The organism is Paraburkholderia sp. OAS925, assembly GCF_040543975.1.
Taxonomy (GTDB): domain Bacteria; phylum Pseudomonadota; class Gammaproteobacteria; order Burkholderiales; family Burkholderiaceae; genus Paraburkholderia; species Paraburkholderia graminis.
In genome coordinates this window covers 997,312-1,013,722 of sequence record NZ_JBEUNO010000001.1, presented here as the reverse complement: position 1 = coordinate 1,013,722, position 16,411 = coordinate 997,312, and the positions used below count along the sequence as shown (strand labels likewise).

General features: G+C 65.2%; 13 protein-coding genes and 1 pseudogene. 6 read left to right on the top strand and 8 right to left on the bottom strand.

The genetic code is table 11. The features are described from left to right. Positions 1 to 21 precede the first annotated feature (21 nt). Positions 22 to 2,418, top strand: a complete 2,397-nt coding sequence (locus tag ABIE53_RS04520) for an RICIN domain-containing protein (RefSeq protein WP_044020568.1) — start codon at positions 22 to 24, stop codon at positions 2,416 to 2,418. Positions 2,419 to 2,456: 38 nt separating this feature from the next. Here the strand turns inward: ABIE53_RS04520 and ABIE53_RS04515 are convergent, their stop codons facing one another. The 5 genes from ABIE53_RS04515 to ABIE53_RS04495 all read right to left on the bottom strand — a co-directional run bounded on the left by ABIE53_RS04515 (position 2,457) and on the right by ABIE53_RS04495 (position 8,849). Continuing rightward, the gene (locus tag ABIE53_RS04515) at positions 2,457 to 3,542 is read right to left on the bottom strand and encodes a glycosyltransferase family 4 protein (protein WP_029970375.1); all 1,086 of its coding nucleotides are present in this window, start codon (positions 3,540 to 3,542) and stop codon (positions 2,457 to 2,459) included. Positions 3,543 to 3,936: 394 nt separating this feature from the next. Next, entirely contained in the window at positions 3,937 to 5,418 is a 1,482-nt protein-coding gene (locus ABIE53_RS04510) for an MFS transporter (RefSeq protein WP_192700033.1), read from the bottom strand. 70 nt (positions 5,419 to 5,488) lie between these two features. Then, positions 5,489 to 6,724: a CaiB/BaiF CoA transferase family protein gene (locus tag ABIE53_RS04505; protein ID WP_114155818.1), complete on the bottom strand. Its 1,236-nt coding sequence runs from the start codon at positions 6,722 to 6,724 to the stop codon at positions 5,489 to 5,491. Continuing rightward, positions 6,721 to 7,704: a hydroxymethylglutaryl-CoA lyase gene (locus ABIE53_RS04500; RefSeq protein ID WP_044020569.1), complete on the bottom strand. Its 984-nt coding sequence runs from the start codon at positions 7,702 to 7,704 to the stop codon at positions 6,721 to 6,723. The genes ABIE53_RS04505 and ABIE53_RS04500 overlap by 4 nt, the downstream gene beginning before the upstream one ends. A 251-nt stretch (positions 7,705 to 7,955) precedes the next feature. Beyond that, complete coding sequence (locus tag ABIE53_RS04495) at positions 7,956 to 8,849, bottom strand: LysR family transcriptional regulator (RefSeq protein ID WP_114155817.1); 894 nt, start codon at positions 8,847 to 8,849, stop codon at positions 7,956 to 7,958. Between the two features lie 226 nt (positions 8,850 to 9,075). Between ABIE53_RS04495 and ABIE53_RS04490 the strand changes: the two genes are divergently transcribed. Together ABIE53_RS04490 and ABIE53_RS04485 are read left to right on the top strand one after the other, a co-directional pair. Beyond that, a complete protein-coding gene (locus tag ABIE53_RS04490) occupies positions 9,076 to 9,735 on the top strand; it encodes a LysE family translocator (protein WP_006047820.1) in 660 nt (219 codons plus the stop codon). Between the two features lie 199 nt (positions 9,736 to 9,934). Continuing rightward, positions 9,935 to 10,724 (top strand): annotated as a pseudogene (locus ABIE53_RS04485) (sulfite exporter TauE/SafE family protein). A 48-nt stretch (positions 10,725 to 10,772) separates the two neighbouring features. Here the strand turns inward: ABIE53_RS04485 and ABIE53_RS04480 are convergent. After that, the gene (locus tag ABIE53_RS04480; protein ID WP_006047822.1) at positions 10,773 to 11,021 is read right to left on the bottom strand and encodes a hypothetical protein; all 249 of its coding nucleotides are present in this window, start codon (positions 11,019 to 11,021) and stop codon (positions 10,773 to 10,775) included. Positions 11,022 to 11,364: 343 nt separating this feature from the next. Beyond that, the gene (locus ABIE53_RS04475; protein ID WP_006047823.1) at positions 11,365 to 11,718 is read right to left on the bottom strand and encodes a BON domain-containing protein; all 354 of its coding nucleotides are present in this window, start codon (positions 11,716 to 11,718) and stop codon (positions 11,365 to 11,367) included. 549 nt (positions 11,719 to 12,267) lie between these two features. On the opposite strand from ABIE53_RS04475, the gene ABIE53_RS04470 reads away from it, so the two are divergent. The 3 genes from ABIE53_RS04470 (at position 12,268) to ABIE53_RS04460 (ending at position 15,748) form a co-directional block, all read left to right on the top strand. Next, positions 12,268 to 13,818, top strand: coding sequence for a TAXI family TRAP transporter solute-binding subunit (locus tag ABIE53_RS04470; RefSeq protein ID WP_006047824.1), 1,551 nt, complete (start codon positions 12,268 to 12,270; stop codon positions 13,816 to 13,818). A 99-nt stretch (positions 13,819 to 13,917) separates the two neighbouring features. Beyond that, positions 13,918 to 14,562, top strand: a complete 645-nt coding sequence (locus ABIE53_RS04465) for a 2-hydroxychromene-2-carboxylate isomerase (RefSeq protein ID WP_006047825.1) — start codon at positions 13,918 to 13,920, stop codon at positions 14,560 to 14,562. A gap of 232 nt (positions 14,563 to 14,794) precedes the next feature. Next, positions 14,795 to 15,748, top strand: coding sequence for a LysR family transcriptional regulator (locus ABIE53_RS04460; RefSeq protein WP_006047826.1), 954 nt, complete (start codon positions 14,795 to 14,797; stop codon positions 15,746 to 15,748). 68 nt (positions 15,749 to 15,816) lie between these two features. Here the strand turns inward: ABIE53_RS04460 and xdhC are convergent, their stop codons facing one another. Then, a complete protein-coding gene (gene xdhC, locus ABIE53_RS04455; protein ID WP_376915751.1) occupies positions 15,817 to 16,398 on the bottom strand; it encodes a xanthine dehydrogenase accessory protein XdhC in 582 nt (193 codons plus the stop codon). Between the last annotated feature and the right edge of the window lie 13 nt (positions 16,399 to 16,411).

Below are 16,411 nucleotides of genomic sequence, written 5' to 3'. Positions count from 1 at the left end.
CTATAAAAGGCTCGAATGCACATGCGATCATCGGCGGCCCGTGTTGTTCGGAGAATATGCATTGCGCTCGGCGCGCTCTTCGCGCTGCTCGCGTTGGCCGTGTTACCAACGGCAGCGCGCGCGGCGGACTGCAAGGCGGGAACGCTCGTCACCGTCGTTGCGCATCTGGACGACGATCTGCTGTTCGTCGATCCCGCGATTAGCGAGCGTCTCGATGCCGGATGGTGCATCACCACAGTTCATCTGATCGGAGGCGCAAACGGCGCGAGGCTGCCCTATGTGCTGACGCGCGAGCAGGCCTCGCGGCTCGCGTATGCGCGCATGGCCGGTGTGCCCGACGTATGGAACGAGTCGAGCGTCGAGATCGCCGGCAAGCTCGTGCATGAAATGGTGCTGAAAGCCAAGCCGCAGGTTCGGCTGCTCGAACTGCGGCTACCGGGCGGTGGCGTGCGCGGCGGCCGCGAGCCGCTCGGCTTGTTATGGGAACAGCGCGCAACGCTATCCACGTATCCGATCAACGCGGACGGCTCGGGGCGCATGAAGTACGATCGCGAGTCGCTCTCCGCGACACTGAAGACGATTCTCGCGCAAGCCACGCTGATCTACACACTTAATCCGGATACCGTACCATTTGTCGAGCACCCGGATCACATTCTCGCGGCGCGCATAACGCGTCATGTCGCGCAGACGCTCGGCAACAGCGTGCCGATCGTCTACCACGTGACTTATCCCACCGGCGGCTGGCCCGGCAATCTTCCTGCTGCCGAGGTGCAACGCAAGCGCGACATCGTCGCGAGCTATTTTTCCGTCGACGGAAGCGAGTCGTCGCATGTGTTCGGCGAATTCCAGTGGGACGGCAACTGGATCGCGCGACGCTATGCGTTCGCGGACCGCAGCGATCGCCGTGTGCCGGACTTCGTCGCGCGCCCGATCACGCTATTCAACGTGGCGACGAACCGCTGTGTGACCGCGCCCGGCATGAACCAGGCGCCCACACTCGCCGCGTGCAACGGATCGGCCGCGCAGCAATGGCGATGGGAACCGCTCACGGTGTATCCCGGCAATGCACGCAACGCCGCCCTCGTGAGTGTGGCCACGTCGCAATGCATTGCCGAGCGCGACGGTTATCTGCGCGCGGAAAGCTGCGATCAATGGGACCTCGCGCAACGCTGGACGCCTTGGGATTTTGGCCTCGTCTACACGCCGATGCGTCACTGCCTCGGCGAAACGGGCGGCAAGCTGACGATGCGCGGCTGCGCGGCGCTCACCACCCGTTACCGCTGGGCCACAACGCAGCACATTCAGGCCAACGATCTGCGGCTCGCGACCGCCATGTATGCCGACGTGATGGGAACGGGCGACGCATCCGCCGTCTACGTGCAACGGCAGCACGACGGTCCTGGATTCGATGCCTACGTCGCGTCGCTGGAACGCGCCGCGCCGCCGGCGCTGTGGTACAAGGCCGCGGTTCCATTCGATGCACGCGCCACCGCGCCAAGCTGCGCGGGCGACAAGTTGTGCTTCGACAGCGCGCGCTTTCTGCTCGGCGACTTCGACGGCGACGGCAAGGCGGATCTGATGATCGTCACCGCGCGCGAGAACGGCACCGCCTTCTGGCTGCTGCGCAGCGCGGGCGACCACTTCGACGCGCCGCGCCTCTGGCTGCAAACAAGTACCGCATTCAAGCCCGAGCTGACGCAGCAATATGTGGCCGCGGATTTCACCGGCACGCATCGCGCGAGTGTGCTGATTGCACAGAAGCGCGCGGACAGCGGACTCGATTTGTGGCTCGCGTCCTCGAACGGCGCGGCAAGCACTGCTGCTCAGCCCACGCTCGTCGCAGAAGCCAAAGGTCTCACGCAGAATGCGACGCTCTTGCCGTTCGGCAAGGCGGGCTCGCCCTCATCGCTCGTTGCGCTGGAGACGGGGCAAGAACGCGTGTCGCTCAGGGTCATACGCAACGACAACGCGGGCATGACGATCGGCGAACGCAAAATGCTGCCGGCCGGCTTCATGCCAGGCTTCGTGAAGCCCGCGATCGCCTCGCTGCACGGCGAAGATCGCGACACGCTGCTGCTGGTCACGCCGCGCCTCGACGGCACTGACGCCGACGAGTTGATCGACATTGCCGCGCTTGATATCGCCGACCCGGCTGCGATGCCCGCGCATGTCGCTTCGTTGCGCGGCATGTCGTGGTCGGATGTGTTTCCGGCCTACGTTCACGGCAAGCAAGGCGCGGCGCTCGCGCTTTATCGTCGAGTGGACGCGACGCTCGGCGACTTCTACTTCACGGGCGGCGCTCCGGCGCTGTCGCGCTATCCGCTGAAAAACGGCCTGACGCTGGGCACGCCGCAGGATCTCGGCGAATTGCCGGGGCTTTTTTCGGAGACGGTGCGAATCGACCGGCTCGCTCAATAACGTCGTGCGACGCGTAACGAAGCGGCCGGTCGATCCTGTCAGGCGGACATGCGCAAAGGCTCGGCGAACTTGCGCACGATCGACATATAGCGATCCGCCGTATCGTGCAACGTATAACCGGCGAGCTGCCGGTGCGCGCGCGGCGTATTCAGCGCGTTAGCGAGCGCATGGCCGTACGCTTCGACGTCCGTCGTATCGACAAGGCTCACGCCGGGCAGGCTGCTCGCAAAGCCGAACGAAGGAATCCGGTTCGCGACGACCGGAATGCCGGACGCCAGCGCCTCGAGAAAGCCAATGCTCTGCGCTTCGAAACGCGAGGGCATCGCGAACACGCGCGACGAACGCAACACCGCGGCGACGTCCGAGCGCGGTCCGCATACGGTCACTTTGCTCTCGAGCCCAAGCTCTCTGACCAGCGACACCACCGCGCGGTGATAGTCGAGTTCTTCGACCACACCGCAAAGCAGCAGACGTGCTTCGGGTTCCACCTGCAAGACGCGCTCGAACGCGCGAACGGTGTGGAGTTGACTCTTTGCTTCTATGTACCGGCCGAGCTGGACGATCTGCTTCGGCGGCACCGCGCTGTCATGCGCAGGCGTGGCGTCCGGCGCGGCGAATTGCGACGCGTCCACTCCATTAGGAATCACAACCATCGACGGATGCCGGCCGATCTCGCGCATATAGTCGTCGAGATTCTGCTGCGAGACGCCGATGATCGCACTAGCTCGCCGCGACAGCAGGCGTTCGGCGCGCTTCAATGCGCCGTTCTCGAAGTCGTTGACACCCGAGTGCATTACCCATGCGATAGGCGTATGCACCGGCAACAAACGCACATAGAGCGCCGCAAGCGTCGCATGCGCAATGATGAAATCCGGCCGAAACTCGCGCACCACGCGATACAGGTGCACCAGCTTGCCCGCGCGTCCATGACGCACTTGCGGAAAGCGGCACATGACGCCGGCCGCGTTGAGTTCCGCGCGAATGTCGGCGAAATCGTCCTGCTGCGGCAGCAGCGAAGTCATACAGACTTCATGCCCGGCACGCTGATGATGAATTGCAAGCCCTTTGACGAGTACTTCTGCCCCCGACAATCGTGGTGCGTGAACCAGTTGAAGAATCCTCACGATTTATCTCTCTGATGACCGCCCGCTTCACAGCGGCGAGATGATCCGCGCACGTGAGCAAAAACGGCCCACTCGACGCTCTCATCCGATAGTTAGTATGTGGCGCGCATTCGTGACGCGCGTCGTCTCCGAAACCCGCGACTTGCCGATGCACCGGCAGCAGTCGCCAGAAAACGTTACACCCAACATCCTGCAAATTTGCGCCAAGGCCAAGACTTCTTCCGCTGTGAAATGCGCGGTATCGCCCATTCCGGACGCAAATCCGCCGCCGTTGCCGTTGCGATCCGAACGACCGCGCGGCGCCGCGAACTCGTGGCGGCAATCAACGTGCGCTACCGCACATTGCCGGAAAGATTATTGAAGCGCGAGCACGTTTGTTCTCGCGCCCAGTGCGCTACTTCGAGATGTCCTCCAGTGCGACGTCGCGCGTCTTCGGCCCCAGCGTGCCGATAGCGAGCATCACGATCACCATCGCACTCGAAATGAATGCGAACACGCCATTCACTCCAAACTCTCTCAGGCATCCGGCGATCACGAATGCGGAGAACATCGCCGAAAGCCGGCTCCACGAATAGACGAAACCGACAGCGCGTGCGCGAATGCTGGTGGGAAAGAGTTCGGCCTGATACGCGTGATAACTGTAGGAAATGATGTTGCCGGCCAGCACGAGACACACGCCGAGACTCACGAGCAGCACGGTCTCGCGCGCCTGGCTGAACAGCAGCCCGCACACCACGTTGACCGCAGCCATGCAGATGATCACCGTCTTGCGCTCGAAGCGGTCCGCGATCAGCAAGCCGAGCAGCGGTCCGAGCGGCGCGGCCACGGCGATGATGCTCGCATACATCAGGCTCGTCGTCACCGTGATGCCCTGCTTGATCAGCAAGGTCGGAATCCAGTTCGCGAAGCCGTAGTAGCCCATCGTCTGGAATACGTGAAAGATGATCAGCATCAGCGTGCGCTTGCGATACGGCGGCACGAGCAGATCGCGGAACGCAGCGCGCGCCCGCACCGGCTCGGGCAATGCAGGCTCCGGCAGTGCACCTCCATACTCGCGTTCGACTCGCGCCTCGAGCCGCGTCATGATCGCGTCGGCTTCGTCGAGGCGGCCTTTTTGCGCGAGCCAGCGCGGACTCTCCGGCAAACCGAGGCGAATCCACCAGACGACGATCGCGCCGACCACGCCGGTCAATACGACGAGACGCCAGCCGTCGAGACCGAAATATCGATGCGGCACCAGCAGATACGAGAGAAACGCGACGATCGGCACCGCGCAAAAACCCACGGCCTGCGAGCACGCGGACGCGCGGCCGCGCACATGCTTCGGCACCAGTTCGGAGATGTACGTGCCGATCGTCACGATCTCCACGCCGATGCCGATGCCCGCGATAAAGCGCCACAGGTTCAGCCCGAGCGCCGTGTCCTGAAACGCCATGACGATGTTCGCCGCCGTGTACCACAGCAGCGACCATGTGAAGATCGCGCGCCGCCCGAAGCGATCGGCGAGAAAACCGCAAGCCGCCGTGCCGATGAAAAGCCCCGCGAACAATGCGGCGATAAAGCTCGCGACACCGCTCGTGCCAAAGAGACCATGCGTCGTCGCGGTGAGAATGCCGCTCTTCACGAGGCCCGGCGCGATGTAGCCGGAGAACATGAGGTCGTACAGTTCGAAGAAGAGCCCGAGGCTCAGCAACATCACGAGCTTCCAGATGGAACGCGTGGCCGGCAGGCGGTCGAGCCGCGCCGAAATGCGCGCGCCGCCAAGGGCGATTTCTTCGGCACGGCCGCCCGCCGCTGCGCCGGCGCCCGAAGGCAAGCCGAGCGCGCCGGCATCGCCGAGCGCTGTTGCATACACTGTTTGATTCGACGACTTCATCGTCTGTCTCCTTGAATGCCGGTCTGTTGCCGGTTAAGCCTTGGTTGACCGCGTGCGCGACAAGAAACGCCTATGCGGCTTCGCGCGGCGTCTGATTTGAACCGCTCGTCAACGAGGCGATTCGCGCGTCGTCATAGCCGAGTTCGCGCAGCACATCAGCCGTGTGCTCGCCGATCTTCGCGATCGGCTGACGCGGCTGCAAACGCTCACCGTCGATTGAAATGGGCAGCAGCGGCATCGCGGTTTCGCTGCCGTCGTCGAGCGTGAGACGCGCAAGGCCGCCGCTTTCGTTCAGATGCGGATCGTCGAACAGTTCTTCGGGCTTCACGATCGACGCGAACGGAATATGGTCGCGTTCGAACAGCGGCACGAGCGCCGCGCCGTCGAATTCCCGCAGGGTTTCGCCGAGCGTCTGCAACAGCCATGAGCGCGCGAGCACGCGATCGTTGTTGGTTGCGAGACGCGGGTCGGCGAGCAGATCGGCGCGGCCGAGAATCCCGCACAACGCGCGCCATTGACCGTCGCCCGTTGCGGCGATGAACATCTGCTCGTCGCCGGCAAGCGTGAACACGTCATACACGGCCCATGCGCTGATGCGCTCGGGCATCGGCGCAGGCGCCACGCCGGTGGCCGCATACTGCTGCATGTGCTGCGCGGACAGCAGCACGCAGTTCTCGAAGAGCGCGCTCTGCACTTCCTTGCCCCGTCCGCTCGCATGCCGTTCGTGCAACGCGGCCAGCACGCCGATCGCGCCGAACATGCCGCCCATGATGTCGTTGACCGAACTGCCCGCGCGCAGCGGACGGCCCACGGGGCCCGTCATATAGGCGAGGCCGGCCATCATCTGCACGACTTCGTCGAGAGCGAGCCGGTGCTCATAAGGCCCGTTGAGAAAGCCCTTGTGCGAAACGTAGATGAGCTTCGGGTTGCGCTCGCGCAGCGACGCGTAGTCGAGACCGAGGCTCGCCATGCGGCCCGGCTTGAAGTTTTCGACGAACACATCGGCGGTATCGACGAGCTCATGCAGCGCGGCAAGTCCCGCCTCGCTATCGAGGTCGAGCGCGACGCTCTTCTTGTTGCGATTGAAGGTGCGGAAAAAACCCGCGCCGGTGCCGAGCAGGCGCCGCGTGCCGTCGCCGCGCGGCGGCTCGACCTTGATGACTTCGGCGCCGAGATCGCCGAGGATCATCCCGCACGTCGGACCCATCACCATATGCGAAAGCTCGATCACGCGAATGCCGGCGAGCGGCAACGCGCGTTGCGGCGCGTCGGCGGCGGAATTGTCGGTAAAAGAAGAGGCGTTCATTGCGGCACCTGCGAGCACGAAGGAGTTGAAGGTTGGCTGGGTTGGGAGATCGCGAACTGCTTCGGCACACCGGCGCGCGCGAGATAACCGTAGAGCGGCTCGCCCGGCAATGCATCGGCGAGCACGTCGCGCGACGCGATCAGGCGGGCAAGGTCGATGCCGGTTTCATAGCCCATGCTGTTAAGCATGAACACGAGGTCTTCGGTGTTGACGTTGCCCGTCGCGCCAGGCGCATGCGGGCAGCCGCCGAGTCCGGCGAGCGACGCGTCGAATTCGCGGATGCCGTGTTGCAGCGCGATCAGCGTATTCGCGAGGCCCAAGCCGCGCGTGTCGTGGAAATGCAGCGAGCGGAGCTTGTCGCCCGCGACGCCGCGCACGCGGTCGATGATCTCGCCGACCTGACGCGGCGTGGCTTCGCCGGTCGTGTCGCCGAGTGCGATGACATCGGCGCCTGCGTTGACGGCGTCGCGTGCGATCGCCGCGATGTCCGCGTAAGGCACCGCGCCTTGCAGCGTGCAGCCGAATACCGTCGACAAACCGGCGATCAGTTGCACACGCCGCGTGCCTGCGCCTTGCGCGCTGTCGATCGCGTCGCGCATGGTTGCAAACGCATCGATCATTTCGGCGGGCGTCTTGCGGACGTTCGCGAGGCTGTGCGCGGTGCTCACCGAAATCGGCGCGACGATCCGATGGACGCCCGCTTCGAGTGCGCGTTGCGCGCCCTTCAGATTGGGCACGAGCGCGGTCACGATGAGATCGTCGTAGCCGAGTGCGTGAGCGATGACTTCGTCGGCGTCGGCCATCTGCGGCAACAGTTTCGCCGGCACGAACGACGCCACTTCCATGTGCCGCACGCCGGCGGCATACGCGGCATCGATCCAGCGGCGCTTGAATTCGGTGGGCATGGTTCGCGCGATGCTTTGCAGACCGTCGCGCATGCCGACTTCGGTTATGACGACGCGTTCCTTCGTATCGCTCATGTCGCTCATGTCGCTCATGGGTTGAATTCCTGCGGAGAAATGCGGGGAAATGAAGCACGGATCACAGCGTGCCTGCGCGCGTGCGCGTAGCAAAGTCTGCGTTGACGAAGCACTCCATCGCCGTTGACGATGCCCGGCGAAGCAAGCGGGACGGCCGTGCGGCGTCGCAGAGGGGAAACCCTTAAGGGCTTTTCAGAAGGGGCGGGGCGTGCGTGGAGCGTGAGTAGTTAGCGCAACCGCGGCGCAACGCCCTAAACCGCGCGCAGCAAATGATCCAGCAGATGCGACGCGGCAAGTGTCAGCGCGCCGCGGTCGCGCACGCAGATCACGAAGCGCCGCTCGGCCCATGCGTCGCACAACGGCACGGCGACGATGCCGTATTCGTCCGCGGCATGGCGCGGCAGCGCTTCGCCTGGCAGGATCGCCACCGCGAGGCCGGCCTGGATGAAGCGATACGCGGCGTCGAAGGTCGACACGTACGTGCGGTAGTTCAACTCGCGCCCTTTCTCGGCCGCGATCCGCTGCATCAGCGCATTGACCGATGCATTCGACGAGAGCCCGAGATGATCGAAGGCGAGCGTCTGCTCGAAGCCGACGTTGGCCTCCGCAGCGAGAGGATGACCGCGCGGCACGATCAGCGCGAGATGGTCGGCGCGGTACGGCAGCGCGTCGAGACTGCCCATCGGCACGACGTCGCGGCAAATGCCGAGATCTGCAACGCCTTCCTCGAGACCGCGCACGATCTCCGCGCTCACGCGCTCTTCGACATCCACGCGAATCTGCGGATTGGCCTTCAGGAATTCGGACAAGGCCTCGGGCAAAAACTCGACCATCGACGATACGTTCGCCAGCACGCGCACGTGCCCCCGCGCGCCGGCTGCGTACTGGCTGAGTTCGGCCTGCATGCGTTCATGGCCGCGCATGATGAGCCGCGCGTGCCGCAACAGCGCCTCGCCGGCGGCCGTCGCGCGCACGCCGCGCTGACTGCGCGAAAGCAGCGCGACGTCGACGAGCGCTTCGAGATCGGCGAGCCGCTTGCTGACCGCCGAAGGCGCAATGAACTCACGCTCCGCGGCGCGCGCGATGGTGCCTTCCTCGCAAACGGCGATGAACAAGCGCAACGTCACCTGATCGATCTGCCACATGGGAAACGGCTCCGAGGATTTGAGTGCGGAAAATTATGCCCGAGGAGAAGCGGCAGCCGCGCTAGGCCAGGGTATTCACGGTTAGTGACATTGTGGGGAGTGGAAGCTTGCTCGCGGGATGCGCTGTGGCTATGCTGGGCGATGGTCGTGGGAGGCGGCGGGTTGCAGATTTTAGACACACATCGCTCGCCCCGCGCTATCCAGACAACAACCATCGGAACCCGCCATGTCGATGACCAGCCTCTTCTTCACCGCCGCCGGCGTCGGCCTCGCGATTGCCGCGCCGGTCGGCCCGATGGGCATGCTCTGCATTCGCCGCACGTTGACCGGCGGTCCGCGGGCGGGGCTTGCCATCGGCCTCGGCATTGCAACGGGCGACGCATTGTATGGCCTGATCGCCGCGCTCGGCCTCGTCAGCATCTCGCAGTTCATGCTGGCTTATGACCGGCCGCTGCATCTGCTCGCCGGCTTGTTCCTGCTGTATCTCGGCGTGCGCACGCTGCTGCAAAAAGCGCCGGCAGACACGGCCAACGGCGAACCAGACGGCAATGGCAACGGCAACAGCAAGCTCGCGCAAGTGGGCCGCGCCGGCGCGTTGCGTGCCTACGCAAGCTCCCTGTTGCTCACGCTGACGAACCCGCAAACGGTCATCATGTTTGCCGCGCTGTTCACGACGCTCGCGCCGCGCGGCGCATTTTCATCGACGATCGCGCTGACGACCGTCGGCGGCGTGTTCTGCGGCTCGATCGCGTGGTGGTGTTTCCTCGTGACCGTGGTGTCGCTGGCGCGGCATGCGATCGGCAGCAAGCTGAGGCTCGCGATCGACCGGTTCGTCGGCATCATGCTGGCGGCGTTCGGCGTCGTCGAAATTCGCCGCGCGCTGTGAGCGGCGCGCCGCTCACAACCCTCGCGGCACGCCCGCTTCCGCGCATTCCGTACGCTGCGACGTCAGTTTTGCGACAATAGCGGCTTTCGCCGCGCCGGGCGCCGCCTTCTTTCCAGCTTGCCGACCCGCGTCGGCGGTCGAGGCACGCGCGCCGCCCGTGCCCTAACCGTCAATCCACCGACCGCCCGCGGTCTCTTCAATGGCTCTTCCGCATATCGATCTGCTGTACTCCGCGTCCGGCCTGTTCGTCGGCTTTCTGGTCGGACTGACGGGCGTGGGCGGCGGCTCGCTGATGACGCCGATTCTGGTGCTGCTCTTCAACGTGCATCCGGCGACGGCCGTCGGCACCGACCTCCTGTACGCGGCCGCCACCAAGGCGACGGGCACGCTGGTCCACGGCCTGAAGGGTTCCGTCGACTGGCAGGTGACGCTGCGGCTCGCGGCCGGCAGCGTGCCCGCCGCGACCATCACGCTGCTGCTGTTGCAACCGCTACGGGATGGACACGCCGGGCGCGAGCCGGCTGATCCAGCTTGTCCTCGGCGCCGCGCTGCTCGTGACGGCGGTCGCGCTCGTGTTCCGCCCGCAACTCGCCGCGCTGGGCGCGCACCGCCGCCGCACGCCGAGCCAGGGGCGCACGCTTGTGCTCACCATGCTGACGGGCGCGGTGCTCGGCGTGCTGGTGTCGCTGACTTCGGTGGGCGCGGGGGCGATCGGCGTGACCGTGTTGCTGCTGCTTTATCCGCTGCTGCCGACCATGCGCATCGTCGGCTCGGACATCGCGCATGCGGTGCCGCTCACGCTGCTCGCGGGAGCGGGCCATTGGCTGCTCGGTTCCGTCGACTGGTCGATGCTGCTGTCGCTGCTGGTCGGCTCGCTGCCGGGCATCGCGATCGGCAGCATGCTGTCCGCGCGCGCACCCGATGCGCTGCTGCGCAATCTGCTCGCCGCCACGCTCACGCTGGTCGGCGTGCGTCTCGTGCTGGCCTGAGAGCGGCGCTGGGGGTGGTGCTGAGGGTGCCCGCCGCCGTGACGCGAATCATCTGAAGAAGCGGCAGGTGAGATCGGCCTCGAACTGTCTGACCCATTGACCCTGACGGTCGTAATAGGATTGCGCCCAGCCGCCGCGCCGCACGGTGACGAGGCGTCCCTGGGCGGGATCGGCCGGATCGGCGTGAACGCTGACGTCGAAATGCGCGGGCGCGAAGCCGTGCCGCGCGCAGACGAGTTCAAAAGCGGCCCGGTCGGTGATGGGCAGATCGGTATAGCGCAGGAGCGTGGTTTGCATGGCGATGACTCCAGTTCTCCATGCACACAGTACGCTTTGGGCAGCGTCCCAAATGTGTCATTGCGCACAGTCGGACGACGGCGCAGCGCCGCACCGCATCGAGCTATGGCGACGCCATCGTCGCTGCTTGTGAATGATCGCGCGTAATCGCGTGACGAAAAAAAGCTCCGGCAGGATTGCCGGAGCTTTTTCGCATGCATCGAACGGCGCATTGCGTCGGGAGCCGCGCGAAGAGCCGTATAAAGAGCCGTGTAAAGAGCGGCTTCCGGCGCTATCTCGCCCACTCACGCAGCCGGTCAGCGCGCCGTCACGGCGGGCTGACCGATGCGCCCGCTCGTCACGCTTACTGCTGCATCACCGACAGCTTGTTCGACACCGACGTCACGCCCGCGACGCCCTTCGCTGCCTCGCCGGCCGCGTCGATCTGGCCTTGGTCGGGCACCGAACCCGTCAGCGTCACCGCGCCGCCGCGGGCACGCACGGAGATGTTCGACACGTCGACGCCTTGCGTCTTCGAGATCGCGGCGCGCACCTTGCGGCCGAGCTGGCTATTGGCCTTCTTGCTCGCCTTCGCGCTGGCGGCGGGGGCGGCTGTCGTGCCGGTTGCCGTTGCATCGCTTGCCTGAGCATAGACGTTGCATGCCACCACCATTGCCACCACCGAGCCCAGCGTCTTCAGAAAACCGACCGATTTCATATTTCTTCTCTCCTTAGCTTCATATTGGACCGCTTGAATAAGCGGCTTCGTTACGACTACCTGCGGCCAGGGCCGACGCGCGACAATGCGCGCGGCGAGGCAATGGCCGGCTGTGGGCGGCGACACGAGATGCGAGAGGCACAAAGAGAGACCGGCTGCCTATACCGCACGCGCTGACGATACTGACCTGCATGCGATGCGGTACGGAAACCGGCAAGCCGCGAGATCCGCCGACGCGCCCGGTTCTTGTCTGTCGTGCCGGGTCGCGCCGCGCGAGACGTGTGTTCGCGGCAGCGATGCACAATTTAATCTAGCCGGGCCAGAAGCGCAAAGGGTTTAGTCATACGCGATACGGGTCAGTGGCGATTCACCGGCGGGCGCAGTCACCCCGCAGTCACCCGCAGTCACCCGCAGTCACCTTTTGTTACGGCTTTCTCGACACACGCCGACGCCGCGCATTCCGCCGCCGCGGCAATCTCAGGTACCATCGGCGCCACGCGCAGCGCCGCATTCCAGTTCACCTTCGACAGTCGCCGTCCCCGTCATCCGATGAAGCCAGTCCCCGGCCGCCTACGCCCTCCCCGCCTCGTCGCGCGTTTTGTCGCGATCTCATGGCGCGACCTCGCGGTCTCGTTCGGACCCATCTTCCTGATCGCCGTGGCCGCGATCTGGGTCGCCGTGCGCCTGATCCAACCCGCGCCTCCCAGCACGCTGACCATCAGCGCCGGTCCCGAAGGCAGCACCTTCTGGAACGCCGCGCAAAAGTACAAGGAGATTCTGGCGCGCAACCGCATCACGTTGAAGGTGCTGCCCTCCGAAGGCTCGCTGCAAAACCTCAAGCGGCTGTCGGACTCGAACTCGGACGTCGACGTCGGCTTCGTGCAGGACGGCATGGCGCCGGGCACGGCGAGCAACGGGCTGATATCGCTTGGCAGCGTGTCGTATGTGCCGCTCGCGATCTTCTATCACGGCCCGACGGTTGCGCGGCTCGCCGAATTCAAGGGCCAGCGCCTCGCGGTCGGCGCCGAAGGCAGCGGCACGCGACAACTGGCGCTCGCGCTCCTCAAGGCGAACGGCATCGAGCCCGGCGGCACGACGAAGCTGCTGCCGCTTTCGGGCGACGACGCCGCGCAAGCGCTCGTCTCCGGCAAGGTGGATGCGGCATTTCTGGCCGGCGATTCCGCGCAGCCCGCGGTCATGGGCAAGCTTTACCGTACGCCGAATGTGCAGTTCTACGATTTCGTCCAGGCCGACGCGTACACACGGCGCTTTCCGTATCTGACGCAGCTGGAATTGCCGATGGGCGCGTTCGACCTCGGCAAGAATCTGCCGTCCGCACCGATTCACATGGTCGCGCCGACCGCCGAACTGGTGGCGCGCGACTCGCTGCATCCGGCGCTGTCGGACCTTCTGATCGACGCCGCGCGCGAGGTGCACGGCAAGGCGAACATCATGCAGCGCGCCGGCGAATTCCCCGCGCCGCTCGCCCACGACTTCCCGATCAGCGACGACGCCGCGCGCTACTACAAGTCGGGCAAAGGCTTCCTGTACCGGGTGTTGCCGTTCTGGCTCGCGAGCCTCGCCGACCGTCTGCTGGTGGTGGTCGTGCCGCTTATCGTGCTGCTGATTCCGGCGCTGCGGCTCGTGCCGTCGCTGTATGCGTGGCGCGTGAAGTCGCGCATCTATCGCTGGTACGGCGCGCTGATCGCGATTGAGCGCAGCGCGCTCAGCGATCATTCGGCGGCCGAGCGGGCGTCGCTGCTGCAACGGCTCGACGCCATCGAGGATTCGGTGAACGGCCTGAAGATGCCGCTCGCCTATGCGGACCAGTTCTATGTGCTGCGCGAGCATATCGGCTTCGTTCGGGCAAGGCTCACGCAAAGCCGCGATGGCCGGCGCGAGATGTCGGAGGCGTTCGATACCGCGGACGACGAAACCGAGGAAGCGGAAGCCGCGGACATCGAAGCACGCGCCGCCGACCAGGCCGACAGCGCGGATCAAGCCGGCAAAGCTGGCAAAGCCGCCGAAACCGACGCCGCGCCGAACGAAGCCGCCGAGATCGGCGAAACCCGCGCCGACGACCGCCGCAAACCAGATTGACGGTGCAAGCCGCAGCCGCACCGCGTAAGATCATTACAATTCCGACGATCTAGCAGACGCATCCGCCGATCTGTCGGACAGGCAATCCGGGAGACATATATGACCGTTGGCATCGACGCCGCGCAGCCGCTGTGGTTCTACGATTTCGTCTCGCCGTTCACGTACCTGCTGCTCGAGCAACACGACAAATGGCCGGGCTTCGACTTCGCCTTCACGCCCGTGGTGCTGAACGACCTGTATCGCCATTGGGGGCAGCGGCCGGCGTACAGCGTGCCGGCCAAGCGCACCTTCATGTACCGGCACGCGCTCTTTCGCGCGGAACAGCTCGGCATTCCCTACAAGATGCCGCCGGCCCATCCGTTCGACTCGATGAAGCCGCTGTTGCTCGCCACTGCCGCGCAGGCCGACGTGGTGTGCGTGCGCGAAATCTTCCGCTTCATCTGGCGCGAAGGCCGCGATCCTTCGACCGACGAGGCGTTCGCCGAACTGTGCGAGCGCGTCGGCATGCCCGATGGTCCCGAACTCATCAAGAGCGAGGAAGTGCAAGCCCAGTTGCGGCGCAATACGGCGGATGCAATCGGGCTCGGCGTCTACGGCGTGCCGACCTTTCGTCTGAACGACCAGTTGTTCTGGGGCGAGGACGCGTTGCCGATGGTGCTGTACTGCGCGCGCACGCCGAACTGGCTGGAATCGAGCGAAGTGAAGCGGATCAGCGCGTTGCCCTCGGGTGTCGCGGACCTTTGAACGCGGAGCACGCGGCGTGACGCGTGGTGGCCGCAAGCGCGGCATGACGCTCGGTGGCCGCGCTTGCGCGGCTGATGCCGGTCATACCGTGCCCGCTATGGCCGCCGCGATGCAATTGGGCCTAAGGTTATAACCTTTGCGCGATTCATGACCCGCGTGTTGCCGGGCCTGCGCGCGGCTGACTTTCGGGCACCGGGGCACAACGCCCGCTCGCCTTCGCTTGGCTTCTACCATGGACGACACCGCCGCCTCCCTCGACATCTGGCTCGTGCGCGTGCTGCGCACGCTGCTTGTCGAGCGCAGCGTCACGCAAGCCGCGCTGCGGCTCAATCAGACTCAGCCCGCGATCAGCACGGCGCTGCGCAAGCTGCGAGAGACGCTGAACGACCCGATCCTCGTACGCGGCAAGTCCGGCATGGTGCCGACCGAATACGGCGAATCGCTGCTTGCGTCGGCACAACGCGTGCTGCGCGAAGTCGATTTCGTGGCCACGCCGCACGGCGATTTCGATCCGGGCCGCTCGCGCCGCACCTTTCGCGTGGCCGCGCCCGATTATCTGAACGACTTCTTCATGCCGACCGTGATCGCGCAGTTTCGCGAGGCGGCGCCGCATGCGCGGCTCGAAATCGATTCGCTGAATCCGATGCTCGATCATTCCGCCGCGCTCGATGCCGGCGAGCTCGATCTCGTGATCGGCAACTGGCCGAAGCCCGATCCGCGTTTCGAGCGCAGCGATCTGTTCTCGGACACTGTCGTGTGCATGATGCGCGCGGATCATCCGCTGACGCGTGCGCCGCTTACGCGCGAAGCCTATCTCGCCGCGCCGCATCTCGCGCCGACGCCGTATAGCGGCGCGCGCGGCGGCGCGATCGACACGGGTTTCGCGCGCGCGAAAGCCGAGCGGCGCATCGTCGCCACGCTGCCCTACTTCGGCCTCGTGCCGCAGACGCTGCTGCAATCGGATCTCATCTTCACGACGACGCGTCGTTTCGCGACCCACTATGCGAGCATTCTGCCGCTCGCGGTGGTCGAGGCGCCGATTCCGTTTCCGCGTATCAAGTGTTATCAGATGTGGCATCCGCAGCCGGATCGCCCGAGTGATCTCGGCTGGCTGCGTGCGTTGATGTTCGGGGTGTCGGATGGGCTGGTCGCGCAGAAAGCGCGGGGGGCGAGGCGGGCGCGGTGAGTTGTGGCGTGATGGACTCACGCGCTCGATGCGTTTCAGACTGTCCGGGCGCGTTGGACGTTTATCGCTTAGACGCTGAGAGGCCGCTTGTATTCCGCGTCCGTTTGCATCGAAGTACACGCAGCAGCCCGCCGCCCGCGAACCTGCAACAACTCCGCGCACACCGCGACGGCGATCATCGCAGGCGCCTTATCGACGATGCCGGGCACGCCGATCGGACACGTCATCTGCTCAAGCCGTTCAAGCTCCACGCCACGCTCCAGCAAACGCCGCTCGAACTTCACGCGCTTCGTCTTCGAACCGATCATGCCGAAGTAAGAAAAGTCGGTCCGCCGCATGATGCGTTCGGCGAGCGAAAAATCGAGCGCATGGTTATGCGTCATCACGAGAAACCATGCGCCGGGCGGCGCGGCGTCGACGATCGCATCGGGCGTGTCGGTAGCTTCGATCTGCACGTTCGCGGGCGTTTCGTCGGGAAAGAGTTCGTCGCGCTCGTCGACCCACTGAACCACGCACGGCAGATTGCCGAGCAACTCGATCAGCGCATGACCCACGTGTCCTGCGCCGAACAGCACGATGTGCATCGGCGCCGCGCGCGGTGCTTGCACCGCGCTGCGCCGCCCGATCTGAATGGAAGAGCAGTCTTTCATCGCGCTCATCTCT